The following is a 15,301-nucleotide window of genomic DNA, read 5'->3' on the forward strand; positions in this document are numbered from 1 at the left end:
CGAGCGCACAGGCCCACAATATTGACGCTTCTCTTGCCAGGTTCAAGCGGCTGGGAGCGAGATTGTTCCCTACGACAGGATGTGGTTGCTCCTTAAATCTTCAGGAGCTTTGCCAACGAACCCTCGTCAACCAGGCGCTCGGCCATGTCGATCATCGGCTGCAGCGGATAGTGCGCCGCATTGCCGCGAAGGGCGCGGATGTGGTCGATGGCGGAGGCCAAAGTCGGCCACTGATCCGGAGCCGTCAGGTGCATGTAAAGGCCAAGCACGGTGACCGAGCGCGAGCGCCCGCCACGGCAATTGACCAGCACGTTGCCATAGCGATGCGCAGGATAATGCGTCTTGCCGGGGCTCGCCTGATTGAGAAGACCATGCAGCGTAAGCACTGCACCCGCAAGGTAAGAGGCCGGATTGCCGTTGCCATCGATGAGGCCGACATTGGCGCGGCGAACATTCGTGCCGTCGGCAAGCTGCATTGCCGGCACGATGATGTTGACCGACACGTTCAGCGTCGACGTGATGTTCAGCGCAAGCAGCGTATCTGAATTACAGGCCGCAGCCTGATTGCCGACATAGAGCATGGCCTTGCGGCCGTCAGCGTGGGTGACTTCGTGCACCGGAACGGCAACGGACTTCTCGTTTTCAGCGACTTCGAGGTCGCTTTCCTGAATGTGGAACATATTACTTCCTTGGAGGGGCGCTTAGAGCGCGAGAGGGGATGAGAGAGAGAGCCGAGCGCCAAGCCCGGCAGCCAGATGCGGTGCATCAGCGATCGCACCGAAGGCCGGCAAGACGCGTTCCGCGCCGACAGCATCCGCGAGCCAAAGGTTGCAACCGCGCGGTGGATGCACATTCCAGGGCATGCGCGAGGCACGCTTTTGTTGCAGCAAGATATCGCCAAGCGAGTTTGCGGCGACGTGACCGGTGAGGATGAAGTGACGGCCTTTCGCCTGCACCAGCGAGGGCAGCATACTTTCGCGATGATCTGCTTCCACAACGACGATCAGCCGGTCGGCTTCCGCTTCAGCCGCACGGCCAAGACGCGGCATAAGCTGCGTCAGAGCTTCGCGCGTCGCATCACTGACATGACCTTCGCGGTCGCTAGCCAGCATGCGGATTTCGCTGGCGACGACAGGGCAAACAGCAACCTTTCGGCCAGCTTCGGTCAGACGGAGTGCAAGTTCGGTTCCTCGCCCCATCTGTGGAACGGGTAGAACCGCACCTGCCGGCGCATCCTTCGCCAAGTCATCGATCTGCTCGGCCAAAGTCTGCGGGCGATCGCAATAGCTGACATCGGTGATGACGGCTGCAGCTTTGGGCGGTGTATCGAAGGCAAGGATCGTGGTCTCGCGGCTCCAGTCACCCATGTAAAGAATGCCGCCATCGTCTGGCGTATGCAGCCACAGACCGCCAATCGCGTGACCCGACCTTCCGACTGTGAACGGAATACCGATGATCTCGACCGCACCAACGAGTTGCAGCGCATGGCACGCAGCGTCCGGCAGGTTGATGCCTTGCGGCACAAGTCCCCGGAAGGTGGCAGCGCTGGCGTAGACTGGAGGAGAGCCCAGGCTCTCCCAGAGGTCCATTGAGCCAACATGATCGCCATGCGCATGCGACAGGAAGATCGCGTCGATGCGGCAAAGCTTGGTCGCATCCGGGCGCACGCCGGGCTCTGGACCTTCACCTAGGTCGAGCAGAATGCGCTTTCCGCGAAGTTCGAGCACGAAAGCGGCCGGCAGCTTGCCATTCAGACCGCTGACACTTGTCAGAACTGCCATGGCAAAACCCTTTCCGGCAGGTAGCGCGAGAACATGCTGGTGATGAGCATGATCGCGAGGATGCCGAGCACCATGAGGCAGCCCACCGCTGCGGCCAGCGTCGATGCGCCACCATCTTCGAGGAAGATGATCATCGGGCCGAGCGTGCGAGCCGAGGACGAGATCAGCATGATCGACGTCTGGATCTCGTTGATTGCGCTCATGAAGACGAGGATGGCACTTGCCGTTGCCGCAGGTGCGACCAGCGGGAAGATGATCTCGACCATGCGGCGGCCCCAGCTCGCGCCAGCAACCTGCGCTGCTTCTTCAAGGTTGCGATCGATCTGCTGATAGCCCGAAAGGACTGGCCGCAGTGCAAGCGCGAAGAAGCCGGCGACATAGGCGATGAGGATGATCCAGGCTGTGCCGTAGAGCGAGACGTCGAAGATCGGCAGCGGACGCAGGAAGATCAGGATCAGCGCGACACCCAGCGACACGCCCGGCAATGCATAGGCTGCGTCAGTGCAGAATTGCAGCACGCGCACCAGCGGTCCCTTGCGCCAGGTCAGGAAGTAGCCGAGCAGAACGGCGATCACGGTCAAGATCACGACGCTGACGGACGTCAGCCACAGCGACGTCTTGAGCGCATCCCGCAGGATCGGCTGGTTGAACAAAGCTGCAGTGTAGTTCTTGAGCGTAAAAGTTTCGGCCGAAAGCGAGAGGCCGAAAGCTGGCACCAGCGAGGTTTGCACGAGAGCCGAGAGCGGCAGGAGCAGCGAGACGATCATGTAGCCCCAAAGGAGGCTCATGACCGGCCATGTGTATACGCCGAGCGCGACGGTCAGCCGATTGGTGCCAAGATCAATTCGCGTGTCAGCGCGGCTTGCAGCCCAGTTGGCCATCAGAACGGCCGTGACGGTCAGCGCGACGAGCACGATCGACAGCATCGCCATGTTCGGCAGTGCCGAGGGCCCGATATTGTTCACCTGCTGATAGATCTGCGTCATCAGCGTCGGGACGCGGCCCGGAATGCCCAGCATGGCCTGAATGCCGAAATTGCCAATGGCGGAGACAAAGGAGAGGCTCGCTGCGGCGAGAATGCCGCCACGCGCCAGAGGCAAAAGGACGGTGAAGACGGTTCGCGCAGGGCTCGCACCAGCCGCACGTGCAGCCTCAGCGAGGTTAAGCGGCAGACGGCGAAGGCTTGCCTGCAGCGACAGGTAGACCAGCGGCGCATTATAGACGCCAAGCAGGAGAACCATGCCCGTCATGGAATAGAGCGGATGCCTGCTGCCGGGCTCCATTGCCATTCCCAGCATGCCAAGCACAGGGCTCGACGGGGAGAAGGCTTGAATCCACGCCATGGCAGTGACCTGCGGCGGGATCATGAGCGGCAGGACGAAGGCGAATACGAGAGCCGACTTGTGCTTCAGGTCGGTGAAGACCATCACGACGGCGAACACGACACCGATGACCAGCGAGGCGATGGTCGACAAGGTCGCGATGATCAGCGTGTTGACGAGAGCGGCGCTGGTCTGGGGTCGCGAGAACAGCTTGGTCAGGCGCTCAACCGCAAAGCCATCGCCATCGAACAGCGCTGAAAGCGCGAGGCGACCGAGCGGCGCGACGGCAATTGTGCCGACCAGAAGCGTGAGGAGCACGAGGACAGCGTTCTGACCGGTGAACCGGGAGAAGACTGACAGCGCCACCTCTCGGTGGCGCTGCGCAGGCATGGAAGCAGATAAGGGCAAGGGATTAACCGCCGAAAATGTCGATGAACTTCGCCCGCTCGACTTCGTCGGCAGCGACGGCTGCGTCGGCGTCGAGAGGCATGAGCTTGATTTCGGACAGCGACGGCATGCCCTCAGGAGCGGCAACGCCTTCCAGAACCGGGATGTAGCCCTGCGAGGCAGCCAGTTCCTGACCTTCCTTCGAGAGAACGAAGGCGACAAATGCCTTCGCGGCTTCAGCCTTCTCGGTGCCGTTGACGATGGCGACCGGCTCGGCGAAGTAGCTTGCGCCTTCGGCCGGGTAGACGAACTCAACCGGCGAGCCGGCACGCTTGGCGCGCAGAACGTCGGCGTCGATGTTGATGCCGTACTTCATCTGGCCGCCAGCGACTGCCTTCAGGACTGGGCCGTTGCCGCCTTCAGGTGCAATGTCGAGCTCAGCAAGACGTTCGTAGTAGGACCAGCCCAGCTTCTCGTCCTGAAGCACCGAGTGCATGTGAACGAGGGCAGCGCCCGAATAAAGCGGGCTAGGAGCCGCGATCTGGCCGGCGTTCTCGTCAACCAACAGCTCGGCGTAGCTCGTCACCGGCTTCGCGTTCTGCGTGTTGTAGACAATACCCGTGGTCGACAGCTTGGTGCCGAAGAAGGTGAAGTCCTTGTCGTAGACCTGGCTATTGACGCCTTCGACCGGCGCTTCCGGCCATGGCAGAAGGACCCCGTCACGCTTGAGCATGCCCAGATTGATCGGATCAGCGATCAGCAGGATGTCGGCCTTGATGCCGCCAGCTTCCCGCTCGGCGCTCATGATGTTCATCAGCTGCGAGGTGCCGTTACGGGTCCACTCGACCTTGATGTCGGGGTGCTTGGCGTGGAAGGCGTCGACGGTCTGCTGCGCCACTTCCGGCGACTGCGAGGTGTACAGCATCAGCGTGGTCTCCGCGTGAAGCGCGGACGACCCCAGAAGAAGCGCGAAAACGGTGGAGGTGATCAGACGCATTGGAACACTTTCTTTTGGTCTGTTGGGGAGGATTGATTGGTTTTGGTGAAGTCGAACTGCGTTCCCTGACCTTCAGGGAGAAGCCAAAGGTCATCGAACGCGACCCGGGCGTCTTCGCCGGGTTGAGGCAGCGATCCACCGTGATCCGGCAGGTCAATTGTGTAGGTCAGCGAAGGATCGGCATGCGGTCGGATCTCGAACGACCAGCGGCCACCTCGGTAAACCCGGCTTGTGATGACGACATCCAGCCCGTTCGCCTCGTTCGGACCGCTGAGGCGAAGATTGCTCGGATGACAGGTCGCGATTGCCATAGGCACGGGTCCCTGCGCCGCCTCAGCCCGCAGAGCAACCTCGACACCCAGGAGCGTGGCCCGAACCCGGCCGGCATGTTCCGGGCGAACATTTTCAACCGGGAACAGAAGCCCGTCACCGATGAACGACGCGACAGTCGCGCTCGCAGGCTCCCGGTAAAGCTGGCGAGGGCTGGCGCATTGCAGGATGCGACCTTTGTCCATGACCGCGACACGATCCGCCAGCGCCATTGCCTCGGACTGGTCATGGGTGATGTAAACAAGCGTTGCCCCGCTTTCGCGATGGAAACGTCGGAATTCTTCCTCCATCGTCGCGCGCAGATGCACGTCAAGGTTAGCAAGCGGCTCATCAAGCAGAACAAGATTGTTGCGGGCTGCCAGGCAGCGAGCGAGCGCGACGCGCTGACGTTGCCCCCCCGAGAGATCTGCGGGGCGCCGCTCTGCAAAGGCGGCCAGATCCACGGTCGCGAGCGCCTCACCAACGCGCTCCTCGCGAATGGGCCGCGGCAGACGCGCCACCTTTAACGCGTAGCCGACATTTTCGGCGACCGACATGTGCGGCCACAGTGCGTAGTTCTGGAAGACGATGCCAACGCCACGCTTTTCTGGCGGCACCATAAGGCCGTGAGCTGCGACAGTCTGATCGCCAAGCTGAACTTCACCCGCGCTCGGCGCTTCGAAACCCGCAAGCACGCGCAGCAGCGTTGTCTTTCCGCAGCCTGAAGGGCCAAGAACCGCCAGGAACTCACCTGAATTGATTTTCAGGTTGATGTTCTGCAGCACGGGGGTCCTACCGTACGACTTGCTTACATCCAGCAGGCTTGCACTTGTCATAAATCTTCACCCGACATTTCGTCTGGGCGAGGAAATGACGGGCTTTGATGACAACTGCGTAACGGTACGATTGAAGTTTTACGACAATCCTCAGCGGGAAGCGCGCATGGGTGTGATCGCAGCCGCCACCGGCATCAAGCTGCGACGTGTAGCTGCGCGCGGCGCGGCGCCCTATTGCGCCCAGATGTCGCCGCGCAAGAGATAGTCACGCGTGGTCCTGTCGATCGGATAGGTCAGGACGCCATCACGACCGAACCATTTGTCGTAAAGCTGCATATAATCGCCCCGGTAGTCTCCAAGACCGCGAAGCAGGTCAACGATGATCGCATTGATGAAGTCGCGCCATGCGCTGTCGTCTTGCGGCAGGATACATGCCATCGCCTCGCTTCCAAGAGGCTCGATCCTCGGAAGGAGGACGACGCTCTGGTCGGGCGTCAACTGTCTGGACAAACCCAGCAGGATAATGCCCACATTGGCCACACCATCGATCTCTCCCTTTCGCAGGGCATCGAAAGCTTGGTCCATCGAGGCATAAGTGCGTGTCTCCACCCCCGGCAGAGCGTCTGTAAGGATCTGGCCGGTAGTCGTGCCCTGGGCAATCCCGATGATCATGTCCTTAAGCGCCGGCTTTTCTTTCAGGGTCTCTCGAAAAGCCAGAACGCGTGTTCCATCACGGAAAAACGGGATCGAGAAATCAACGACGGCCTCACGCTCCCATGTCGGGGTAGCGATCTCGCAAACGATGTCGAGTTGTCTCTCCTCGATCATCTTGATCCGATTGCTCGGCGTTACGACCGTAAGCTCCAGTTCGATAGGCCGGCCGTGCTTTGCCTCAACGGCAGCACGGATGCGCTCAAGCAAATCCACTGAAAAGCCGGCGGGTCGCTGAGTTTCGTCCATGAAACCAAATGGAGCGGCATCCACTCTGGTACCTGCGCGCAAGACCCCTGAATCGCCAAGACGAGCCAATACGTCAGCACCGGCGACGTTAGGCAAAAAGGTCGTCAGCATCCCACCTACGAGTGCCGCGAATTTCAGTTTTCTCACCTGCGCCCCCAAAATCAGATCATTCCAGCGTGCCGTATAAGTGTTCATAAATCCCTATCCGATACTGTACCCCTCAATATCGGCGGGGCGCTGAGTTGCTAAAAAGAAATATCATTTTTGGGCTCATTTTGATGATCCCGTTGCTGGCATCCCCGAGCGCTCGGGCAGATGACCTCGCTCCTGTCCTGCAGACCGGTGAACTGGTCGTTGGTGTAAAAGCCGACTATCGCCCCTTCGGGTATCGCGACATGGAGGGGGAGCTTGCGGGTTTCGAGGTCGACGTTGCCAAGCGAGTTGCACAGCTGCTTGGAGTAAATCTCCGCCTGATCGCCGTTACGAGCTCCGACCGCCTTCAAAAGCTTGCGTCCGGCGAAATCGATGTCCTCATCGCAACCCTTGGTGACACGATCGACCGCCGCCGCCTCGTTCGCATGATCGAGCCCGGCTATTACGGTGGCGGTGCCAGCGTACTGTTGGAAGAGGCGAGCCCCATACGCAGTTGGGATGACCTCAAGGGTCGCGAACTTTGCGCAGTGCAGGGTGCGTTGTGGAACCGGTTGGCAGCGACCCGCCTTCTCGCCGAAATCAAGGCATTCGGCTCGGTGCGTGACGCAGAGCTTGCTCTCCGCGATAAAAGCTGCGCCGGCTGGCTCTACGATGAGGCAGCCATCATGCATCTTCTTGGCAGAGCGGAATGGTCAGGCTTCCGGATGCTCCCCCCGCAATTCGTCGCGCCATGGGCGATAGCGGTCGCAAATGACGGTCCCCTTGCCACCTTCCTCGACGAGACAGTCGCAATGCTTTTGCGGGAGGGGTGGCTCACGCAGTTGGAGAAGACGTGGAACCTACCTCCCTCATCTTACCTGGAGCAGGCCGAACAACGCTGGACCCAGCGGGACGCAAACGGCAACTGGCTCTGTCGGCAAGACGAAAATGGCAAATGGCCAGTCGAATGCCGGGACCTGGATTTGATCGAGGCTCAGGACTTGCGTGGGATCGGCACCGCATTCGTTATGTTGCGGGATCAATTCGGCCTTGACCTTACCCCGTTTTACGACCCTTTCAGCCGGGCCGGATTCTTGAAAGCGCTCGCGACGACGATCCTGCTCGCGGTTGCCGCGGTGCTCGGCAGCCTGTTGTTCGGGATAGTGGGCGGCAAAATGCTACAGAGCGAGAAGCGTCTTATTCGTTCCCCTGCGCAGATGCTGGCCACGTTGTTCCGCATGACCCCCCCGCTGCTGCAACTCTACCTTGTCTTTTTCGGGATTGGCGGCCTGCTCGCCGCCCATGGAGTGACCTTGAACGCACTTTGGGTCGCGGTGCTGATCCTCTCCCTTTACGCTGGTGCGTCTAATGCGATCGCCATCTCGGAAGCTTCTGCTGCGATTTCAATCCGCGCGGAGGACCGGGCCAGGAAGGTAGCAAGGCTGGCATACCCGACGGTGATGGGCAGTTGCATAAACATTGTGAAGGCAACAGCCATGGCAAGCGCCATTGCGGTCGGTGAACTCTTACACGCCAGCACGGCGATCATCGCAGATTACGGCAATGTTGCCGTCATGATGAACATACTGCTCGGCTGCTATGTCGCGCTCGTTCTGGCAGTCGTTTATGCCTTCGGGCAGGTCGAGAAGAGGCTGCTCGCGCGATGACGAACGCAGAAGCCGCCGAAATGCTGTTCGTCTGGACGCCGTTCCTGGCCCAAGGCTTCGCATGGAATATCGTCATCTCTCTGGCAGCCATGGCAATCGGAACTCCTATTGGCATCTTCCTTGCACAGCTCCGCCTATCCGGTTCACGCGCCGCATCCTGGCTTACCGCAATGGCTCGCCTGCCTCCTACATTCGTTTTGCTCTTCTATTTCGCCTATTTGCTGCCTGGTGAGTTCGCATTTGGCAATCTCAAGGTCGAAGTCCCGGCCTGGCTAAAGGCCTCGCTGGCGCTTTCTGTGGCGGTTGTAGGCTTTGTTTCTGACAACGCTCAACCTTGCATCCGCCATCTGCGTCGGGGAGAGCGCCTCGAGGCGCTGTACTTCATTCCGGCATGGACGACCTACTTCCTGATCATCGTGATGGCTTCTTCGACTGCGTCTGTGATCGGAGTGCCGGAACTCGTAAATCGTGCGAACACGGTGATTGCGGCCGCAGGAGAACACGCGGCAACACTTTGGGTCTACAGCTACGCAATGCTGTGGTTTCTTGGATTTTGCCTGCCACTATCGTGGCTGATGAACTGGCTTAGGGTCGGCCTTGCAGCTCAAGGCAACAACGTTGACCCAAGCGGAGCAAACGTCAAAGTTGCCGTTAGGGCAGATGGGAGGGCGGATCAATGACAGGTACCGACACTTCCGAGGAGCGATTTGAAGTTGAACCTCGGCTTGAATCGATCGCCCTCATCCAGGATGCGATTGAAGACGCTGCGCAGGGCGCCCTGGATACGCGCCGCCTTTTTCAGCTCAACATGTCGGTAGAGGAGCTGGTCACCAATGTCGTGCGCCACAGTGGAACTGCCGACCCGGTCGGCGTGGTGATCCGCAAGGGACCAGGCCACATCTCGGTTGAGATTGTCGATCACGGGGTGGCATTCGATCCGTTCAAGCAAGCGCCCAAGCCCGCGATAGACGCCGAACTCGATCAGCGCCCTGTAGGCGGTCTTGGCGTGCACCTTGTCCAGGTCATGCTTGATAAGGTGGAATACCGCCGCGAGAGCGAGCGAAACCACGTCATCCTCACCATGAACACGCAGACGGGCGGGACCGGCACATGACGCTCACAAGACGCCTTATCTTCATGGTCGCCGCATGCATAACAATGGCGGTCATTACCCTGAGCCTTGTTTTCGGCTGGCTCGGACGCTCCGCGCTTATCGAACAGGCCTCATCACAGGCTCAGACTGTTGCGCGGATCGTCGCTGAAAGCGCGCGTTTGACCGAGATTTCGCTGGAGGAAATGCAGCAGGTTATCTCCAACGATCTGTCGAATCTTGCCTTTGCCGTCTCACGCGTTCCCGCGCCTGAGAAACAGGGGCACGGTACCCTGCTTGCGGAGATTGCAGCACGGGGAAATCTACCGGCCCTCTGGATAGTGGACGAAGATCTGCAGATCGTGGCCAGCTCTGTCGGCGATTACAAGGCGGTCGTGAACGGCGAAAGCCTTCCGGCGGGCCTGTCAAAGCCTGCGCTTGAAGCCCTGGCTCAGGGTGGCCGCTTCACCTTGCCGCTGGGTGGTTCAGCTGATGGCGCGCAATTCGTCGGGGTACGCATCGAAGGTGGCGGCGCAATTATTGCTGGCCAGTCCATGGAGATTTTGGAGACCGTCCGGACGGTGAACAGTCTGCCCGTGCTCCTTGGCGCGTTGCTGAACCAGAACGAAATGCAATCGATCATCGTCTTCGATGATGATCAGAAGATGCTCGCCTCGGTCGGCGAGGATGTGCAGGACAGCCAGGCCAAGGGGCTTGCCGCAGCCGCACTCGTCGCCACTGCCCCTCGTCTCGATATCTCTGCCGATCGCGTATTCGTTGCGGCACCCATCCTCGACACCGCCGGAATCGCAATCGGCTCCACCGTCATTTCGCAATCGCGAAATCGCCTCAACCAGATGCTCTTCGACTATCTGGTGTATGGGCTGGGCACTATCGGGCTGGTGCTTGCAGGGGGCATTGGAGCCGCCGCTGTCTTCGCGAGCCGGATCGCACGCCCTGTTGCCGAAATGACGAGGGCCGCCAGAGAAATGGATGGCCGCAAGTTCAAGCCGGAGAGCCTAGATAGCCTCGCCTGCACCCCGGACGAGCTGGGGGTTCTCGCCCGTGTATTCCAGAACATGGCGATCGAAGTTCAGGCGCGCGAAGAACATCTTGAATCACAGGTACGCGCGCGCACTGCCGAGCTTCACCAAAAGAACCTCCTGCTTGAAGAAACGCAACGCCGGGTCGAGGCTGAACTTGATGCTGCGCGGACATTGCAAGCGGCAATTCTTCCGCAGGACCTGCCTGATCATCCAGCCTATGTCGGCAAGGCCACCATGGTTCCAGCAAGGGAGTTGGGCGGCGACTTTTATGATTTCTTCATGATCAACGAGCGAGATTTGGGCATCGTGATCGCCGACGTTTCGGGCAAAGGCGTGCCTGCCGCGTTCTTCATGGCGATCTCCCGCACGATCCTCCAGGCTTGTGCGCGCGATTCCATCTCCGCTGGCGAATGCCTGGGCGCTGCAAATGACGCACTGTGCGCGCAAAACCCGATGGACCTGTTTGTCACAACCTTCTACGGCATCCTCAACACCGAGACAGGTGTCCTGACCTACGCCAATGGTGGGCACAATCCACCCATGATAGTCCGCCGCGGCGATGGAAGCGTTGCGGATCTCCCCCGCACGGGCGGCATTGCCCTCGGCGTCTTCCCCGGAGCAAAATACAAGCAGGCCAGCGTCAACCTCAGCGAGGGCGATACCCTCTTCCTCTACACCGACGGCATATCGGAAGCGATGGATTCAGCAGGCAAGGAATTTACCGAGGAAAGGCTCCGGGCAGCGCTGCAAACTGCAGACCGCGTAAGCGTCGATCGTGTGCTGGACGACGTGACATCAGCAGTTGAGACGTTCGTAGGCGGAGCCGAGCAATCCGACGACATTACTTGCCTGGTCGTGCGCTACAATGGAACGCAGCGCACGGATGGCGACAACGGATCAGATGGCAGCGAGAGCGGCCTCGCGGTCGTCCGCAGTCTCGAGAATGCTGAGGAAGCCTGAGATATCGAAGACGTCGCGAATGTGCGGCTGCAAGCCTGACAGAACAAACCTGCCGCCTTCGCGTTGAAGTTTCTTCGCAACGACTAATACGACCCGCAACCCAGCACTCGATATATAATCCAGAGAACTGGCGTCCATCACCACGTTTGCGCTTTCGATATTCTCGAAAATTTCCTTTTCAACCGCAGCAGCATTGGTGCTGTCCAATCGCCCGTTAAGGTGAATCACGACAGCTTTTTCTGTCTTATCGAATTTTATGCTCATGAACGTTCTCGCTGTTGCGGTTGCGGGCCCGGAAATTAGGATGGAAAGGTAAATATTTTAGCGGCCGCAACGCAACACTTACCAGAACATTAGATAATGATAATATACACCTTACACGGCCGACCTTTATGCAGTTAGATATAGAGCTTGTTCATATTTTTCGTGCAAATGTCTTGCTGAGTTTCAGGAACGATCACATTCCACGGGTCTCTGGTTCAGCGCCCGGGCCCCGCATTCACATTGGGAGGGGCCCGAATGACAGATCACCATCAGCCCGGTTGCGGTTGCCGCGACATCAACCACCTCGTTGAAGGTGTAAAGACGTTCAAAAGCACCAATTACGGCCAAGAACTCGACATGATGCGCAAGCTCGTCGAAGAAGGTCAGTCTCCAGCCACGCTGATTATTTCTTGCTCAGATAGCCGTGTAGATCCTGCGTTGCTGACCGGCGCAAAACCCGGAGAGCTGTTTACTGTCCGTAACGTCGCCAATCTCGTGCCACCCTATGCACCGGGTGCATCTCTGCATGGGACCGGCGCCGCTATTGAATACGCCGTGCGCGATCTCAAGGTCGACCACATCGTCGTCCTGGGACATGCGCATTGTGGAGGCATCAAGGCGCTGATCGCCGGCGCCGCGGGCAATCGCATGGAACGCGACTTTATCAATGACTGGATGGATATTGCCCTGGATGCGACCGAGCTGAAGGTGAACGATCCGACTGCCGAGTCCGGCCGCCGCACTGTCACGCTGGAATGGCTGCAGCACAACACCTTTCTGGTCGAGCGCTCCGCGATCATGAACTCCATCCGAAACCTCATGAGCTATCCCTGGCTGCGTGACCGCGTGGAGACAGGAACGCTGCAGCTTCACGGATGGTGGTTTGACCTGGAGACCGGAGATCTCTGGAAAACGCAGCCCGGTGGCGATCAACTTATGCCAGTCCTTTAATTTTCTGACGAGGCAGAACCGTGCGTCGTCCGGAAGCAATTATATACTGGACCAATGAGGTCCCCCCAGCCCGCATTGCATTCGGGCTGGCACTGCAGCAGGCCGCCTTCCTGGGCGCCCTCCTCGCGGTGCCCTCGCTGATTGGGCGAGAGCTCGGCCTGAACCATGAGCAGCTTCTGGCGCTCGTCGGCTGCGGCTTGATTTATTCGGCAGTTGCACTCCTGTTGCAGGCGTTTGGACGTTTCGGCATCGGGGCCGGGATATTCCTGCCCGTGCAGGGCACCACCTCTGTGCTACCACTCCTTCTCCTGGCCGGCTCAACGGTGGGGCTTGGGGGTGGTTTCGGCATGTTCGCTGTCAGCGGACTGTCCATGATCGCCTTCTCGTTCCTGATCAGACGTTTGAGAACCATCTTCACGGTCGAGGTCGCGGGCCTTGCCATGCTGCTCATCGGCGCGGGCATCGGCATGATCGGCCTGAGGTTGATTTTCAGCCTTGATGACACCGAGAGCACGTCCCCACTCGAGTTTACTGTCGCGGCCATCACGCTTTCTGTGATGATCATCTGCAATGTCTGGGTAAAAAGCCGGCTCCGACTGTTCGCGACAATGACGGGTCTTGGTGTCGGGCTGGTTCTCAGCTGGATATTCGGCCTCCTGACACCTCAAGATGTGCTCGTCTTCCATCAAGCGAGTTGGCTCGAATTTCCTGACATCCAGCAATTTGGCTGGCAATTCGACGCCGATCTTCTCGTGCCGGCAATCATTACGGGCTTTTCCCTGTCCCTGACATCGATGGGTGTTCAGATCACCGCGCAGCGTTTTATGGATGCCGACTTTTCGCATCCGGACTTCCAGTCCATCGGGCGGGGTGTACGTGCTGAGGGACTGGCGCAGATATTCGCCTCTCTGATCAATGCCCTGCCGATGTCGGCAAGTGGTGGGGCAGCGAGTTTGGCTCTGGCATCAGGCTGTACGAGCCGTTACCTCGCGCCATGGACCGCAGCTTTACTGCTTATGATCGCGATCTGCCCAAAGTTCATCGTGGCATGGCTTATCCTGCCCGGAGAAGTTCTGGGAGCGCTGTTCCTGTTCTTGTCGTCCTTCGCCGTCATTGGCGGCATGCAGATGATCGGCTCACGGATGCTAGATAATCGGCGAACGCTCGCCATCGGCATCCCCTTGCTGATCTTCCTTGCCTATGGCGACGTCCGGATTGGTCTTGAAAGCCTCCTCTCTGCAGCCCGCTATTTCGACTTCTCCTCTTTCGCGCTCTCTCTGACGACGGCCGTCCTCCTCCAGGCGATTTTCCGTATCGGCGTTGGACGACGAACCCGTGAGGTGTTTCAGGTCGCAGATACACATTTCGATGAGATGCGAAATTTCATCGAGGGACAGGGCAAGGTTTGGGGTGCGCGGCACCAGTCCGTAAAACGGGCGGAACTTGCCTCATGGCAAGCCCTTGAACTTTTGATGGACAACGCTCTTCTGGCACCGGACGCCAAGACGGTTGAACTGGAAACGCGTCTGGATGAACACAACCTCGCAATCATCATGCGTTATCAAGGCGTTCTGCCGGAGATCTCCAATCGGCGTCCAAGCCCCGAGGAGATGATTGAGGACGAGCATGCTCCTCAGCGGATGGCAGGCTATCTCATTCACCGGCTGGCAGACCAGGTGCGTACACGCAAGGACGGTGAGCACGCTGAGCTGCGCCTCACCTTCCGGGATTGAGCGTCATGGCAAAATCGCAACCCCGGCGGACGAGCGGAACGGAGGCGCCCGAACATCACGACGCGACCATGCGAGAGGCGCGCACTCCCCCTCCTGGACTAAGTGGTGTCGGAGTCACAGCGTTGATAGCGAAAAGCTATGACCGATACTTCAGTTCCGGTCTTTACCACTCACGTTATCCGCGCCCCAATCGACGAACTTTGCGCCTGATCGAGCGCCTCGTTCCACATGGGGGACGTCTCCTCGACTACGGCGCTGGCGAAGGTCGCTACGGCCTCGCCGTTGCGCAGTCACGTGCGGCAAAGGTGGTCGCGGTCGACATCAGCGAGACAGCACGCCATGCTCTTGCCGCTCAAATAGATCGGGCCAAGCTTTCCGATCAGTTCAAAATCTGCAGCCCCGGAGACGCCGTCTATCAGGAGGAAGTGGTTCTTGCAGGCAACTTCGATGTAGTCCTGTTTGCGTTCGGAGTTTTAGGACATATTGCAGGACGAGAGAGGCGAGTTGCGCTGCTTCGCGGATTGCTCCCTTCACTCGCGCCAGACGGCCGGCTGGTGTTGGGCCTGCCCAACAAACGACGGCGGTTCCGCAACGAACAAGCCGCAATGGTTCAGTCAAGCCGCCCACCTGATTTTGAGGAAGGCGACCTTTACTACCACCGCTACAGCGAGGAAGGCAGCGTCGAGCTTTTCTATCACCTGTTCGATCGCCAGGAGGTTATTCGCGATCTGACAGATGCTGGCTATGAAATAGAGCATCTAACGGGTGAAAGCCTGCTCCCTGAAACAGCGGTAACGAGGTACAAAAGTCTCGGCTGTCTCGACGACGCTTGCAGCAGCGTCCTGCCGTCGGATTGGAGCTACGGATTTCTCGTCAGCGCCAAAATCGCAGGTGCTTAGTTGGAAGATTTGGGCGCGGACGTTCTA

General features: G+C 59.2%; 15 protein-coding genes. 8 read left to right on the forward strand and 7 right to left on the reverse strand.

Features of this window, described 5'->3' with window-relative positions; genetic code table 11:
* Positions 1-92 precede the first annotated feature (92 nt).
* Genes IOD40_RS13985 through IOD40_RS14005 form a run of 5 tightly spaced genes read right to left on the reverse strand, consistent with a single transcriptional unit; the run spans position 93 to position 5,581 of the window.
* Positions 93-680 carry a protein-tyrosine phosphatase family protein gene (locus tag IOD40_RS13985; RefSeq protein ID WP_198477247.1) on the reverse strand — a complete coding sequence of 196 codons (588 nt, stop codon included), beginning with the start codon at positions 678-680 and terminating at the stop codon, positions 93-95.
* Positions 681-701: 21 nt separating this feature from the next.
* Positions 702-1,781 (reverse strand): MBL fold metallo-hydrolase, encoded by a 1,080-nt coding sequence (locus IOD40_RS13990; RefSeq protein ID WP_198477248.1) that lies wholly within the window; start codon positions 1,779-1,781, stop codon positions 702-704.
* A complete protein-coding gene (locus IOD40_RS13995) occupies positions 1,769-3,493 on the reverse strand; it encodes an ABC transporter permease (RefSeq protein ID WP_198477321.1) in 1,725 nt (574 codons plus the stop codon). The genes IOD40_RS13990 and IOD40_RS13995 overlap by 13 nt, the downstream gene beginning before the upstream one ends.
* Before the next feature lie 22 nt (positions 3,494-3,515).
* Positions 3,516-4,487, reverse strand: a complete 972-nt coding sequence (locus IOD40_RS14000; RefSeq protein WP_198477249.1) for an ABC transporter substrate-binding protein — start codon at positions 4,485-4,487, stop codon at positions 3,516-3,518.
* On the reverse strand, positions 4,478-5,581 hold the full coding sequence (locus IOD40_RS14005; protein WP_325099739.1) for an ABC transporter ATP-binding protein: 1,104 nt from the start codon (positions 5,579-5,581) through the stop codon (positions 4,478-4,480). The genes IOD40_RS14000 and IOD40_RS14005 overlap by 10 nt, the downstream gene beginning before the upstream one ends.
* A gap of 85 nt (positions 5,582-5,666) precedes the next feature.
* Between IOD40_RS14005 and IOD40_RS14010 the strand changes: the two genes are divergently transcribed.
* Complete coding sequence (locus IOD40_RS14010; RefSeq protein ID WP_198477253.1) at positions 5,667-5,837, forward strand: hypothetical protein; 171 nt, start codon at positions 5,667-5,669, stop codon at positions 5,835-5,837.
* Here the strand turns inward: IOD40_RS14010 and IOD40_RS14015 are convergent.
* Positions 5,804-6,727: an amino acid ABC transporter substrate-binding protein gene (locus IOD40_RS14015; RefSeq protein ID WP_198477255.1), complete on the reverse strand. Its 924-nt coding sequence runs from the start codon at positions 6,725-6,727 to the stop codon at positions 5,804-5,806. The genes IOD40_RS14010 and IOD40_RS14015 overlap by 34 nt on opposite strands.
* Positions 6,728-6,810: 83 nt before the next feature.
* Between IOD40_RS14015 and IOD40_RS14020 the strand changes: the two genes are divergently transcribed.
* From IOD40_RS14020 to IOD40_RS14035, 4 genes are read left to right on the forward strand one after another with little or no spacing between them, the layout of a single operon-like run.
* Positions 6,811-8,331 (forward strand): ABC transporter permease subunit, encoded by a 1,521-nt coding sequence (locus IOD40_RS14020; protein WP_198477256.1) that lies wholly within the window; start codon positions 6,811-6,813, stop codon positions 8,329-8,331.
* The gene (locus IOD40_RS14025) at positions 8,328-9,011 is read left to right on the forward strand and encodes a hypothetical protein (protein ID WP_198477257.1); all 684 of its coding nucleotides are present in this window, start codon (positions 8,328-8,330) and stop codon (positions 9,009-9,011) included. Before IOD40_RS14020 ends, IOD40_RS14025 begins: the two co-directional genes overlap by 4 nt.
* Positions 9,008-9,445 (forward strand): ATP-binding protein, encoded by a 438-nt coding sequence (locus IOD40_RS14030; protein ID WP_198477258.1) that lies wholly within the window; start codon positions 9,008-9,010, stop codon positions 9,443-9,445. Before IOD40_RS14025 ends, IOD40_RS14030 begins: the two co-directional genes overlap by 4 nt.
* On the forward strand, positions 9,442-11,427 hold the full coding sequence (locus tag IOD40_RS14035; RefSeq protein WP_198477259.1) for a PP2C family protein-serine/threonine phosphatase: 1,986 nt from the start codon (positions 9,442-9,444) through the stop codon (positions 11,425-11,427). The genes IOD40_RS14030 and IOD40_RS14035 overlap by 4 nt, the downstream gene beginning before the upstream one ends.
* On the opposite strand, the gene IOD40_RS14040 is transcribed toward IOD40_RS14035, so the two are convergent.
* A complete protein-coding gene (locus tag IOD40_RS14040; RefSeq protein WP_198477260.1) occupies positions 11,365-11,691 on the reverse strand; it encodes an STAS domain-containing protein in 327 nt (108 codons plus the stop codon). The two genes, IOD40_RS14035 and IOD40_RS14040, sit on opposite strands and share 63 nt — an antisense overlap.
* Before the next feature lie 255 nt (positions 11,692-11,946).
* Here IOD40_RS14040 and IOD40_RS14045 point away from each other — a divergent pair, with 255 nt between their 5' ends.
* The 3 genes from IOD40_RS14045 (at position 11,947) to IOD40_RS14055 (ending at position 15,274) form a co-directional block, all read left to right on the forward strand.
* Positions 11,947-12,642, forward strand: a complete 696-nt coding sequence (locus IOD40_RS14045; RefSeq protein ID WP_198477261.1) for a carbonic anhydrase — start codon at positions 11,947-11,949, stop codon at positions 12,640-12,642.
* A gap of 20 nt (positions 12,643-12,662) precedes the next feature.
* A complete protein-coding gene (locus IOD40_RS14050) occupies positions 12,663-14,375 on the forward strand; it encodes a solute carrier family 23 protein (RefSeq protein ID WP_198477262.1) in 1,713 nt (570 codons plus the stop codon).
* 122 nt (positions 14,376-14,497) lie between these two features.
* Positions 14,498-15,274 carry a class I SAM-dependent methyltransferase gene (locus IOD40_RS14055; RefSeq protein WP_198477264.1) on the forward strand — a complete coding sequence of 259 codons (777 nt, stop codon included), beginning with the start codon at positions 14,498-14,500 and terminating at the stop codon, positions 15,272-15,274.
* Positions 15,275-15,301 lie beyond the last annotated feature (27 nt).

Origin of the sequence: Aquamicrobium zhengzhouense, assembly GCF_016124105.1 — a bacterium.
Taxonomy (GTDB): domain Bacteria; phylum Pseudomonadota; class Alphaproteobacteria; order Rhizobiales; family Rhizobiaceae; genus Aerobium; species Aerobium zhengzhouense.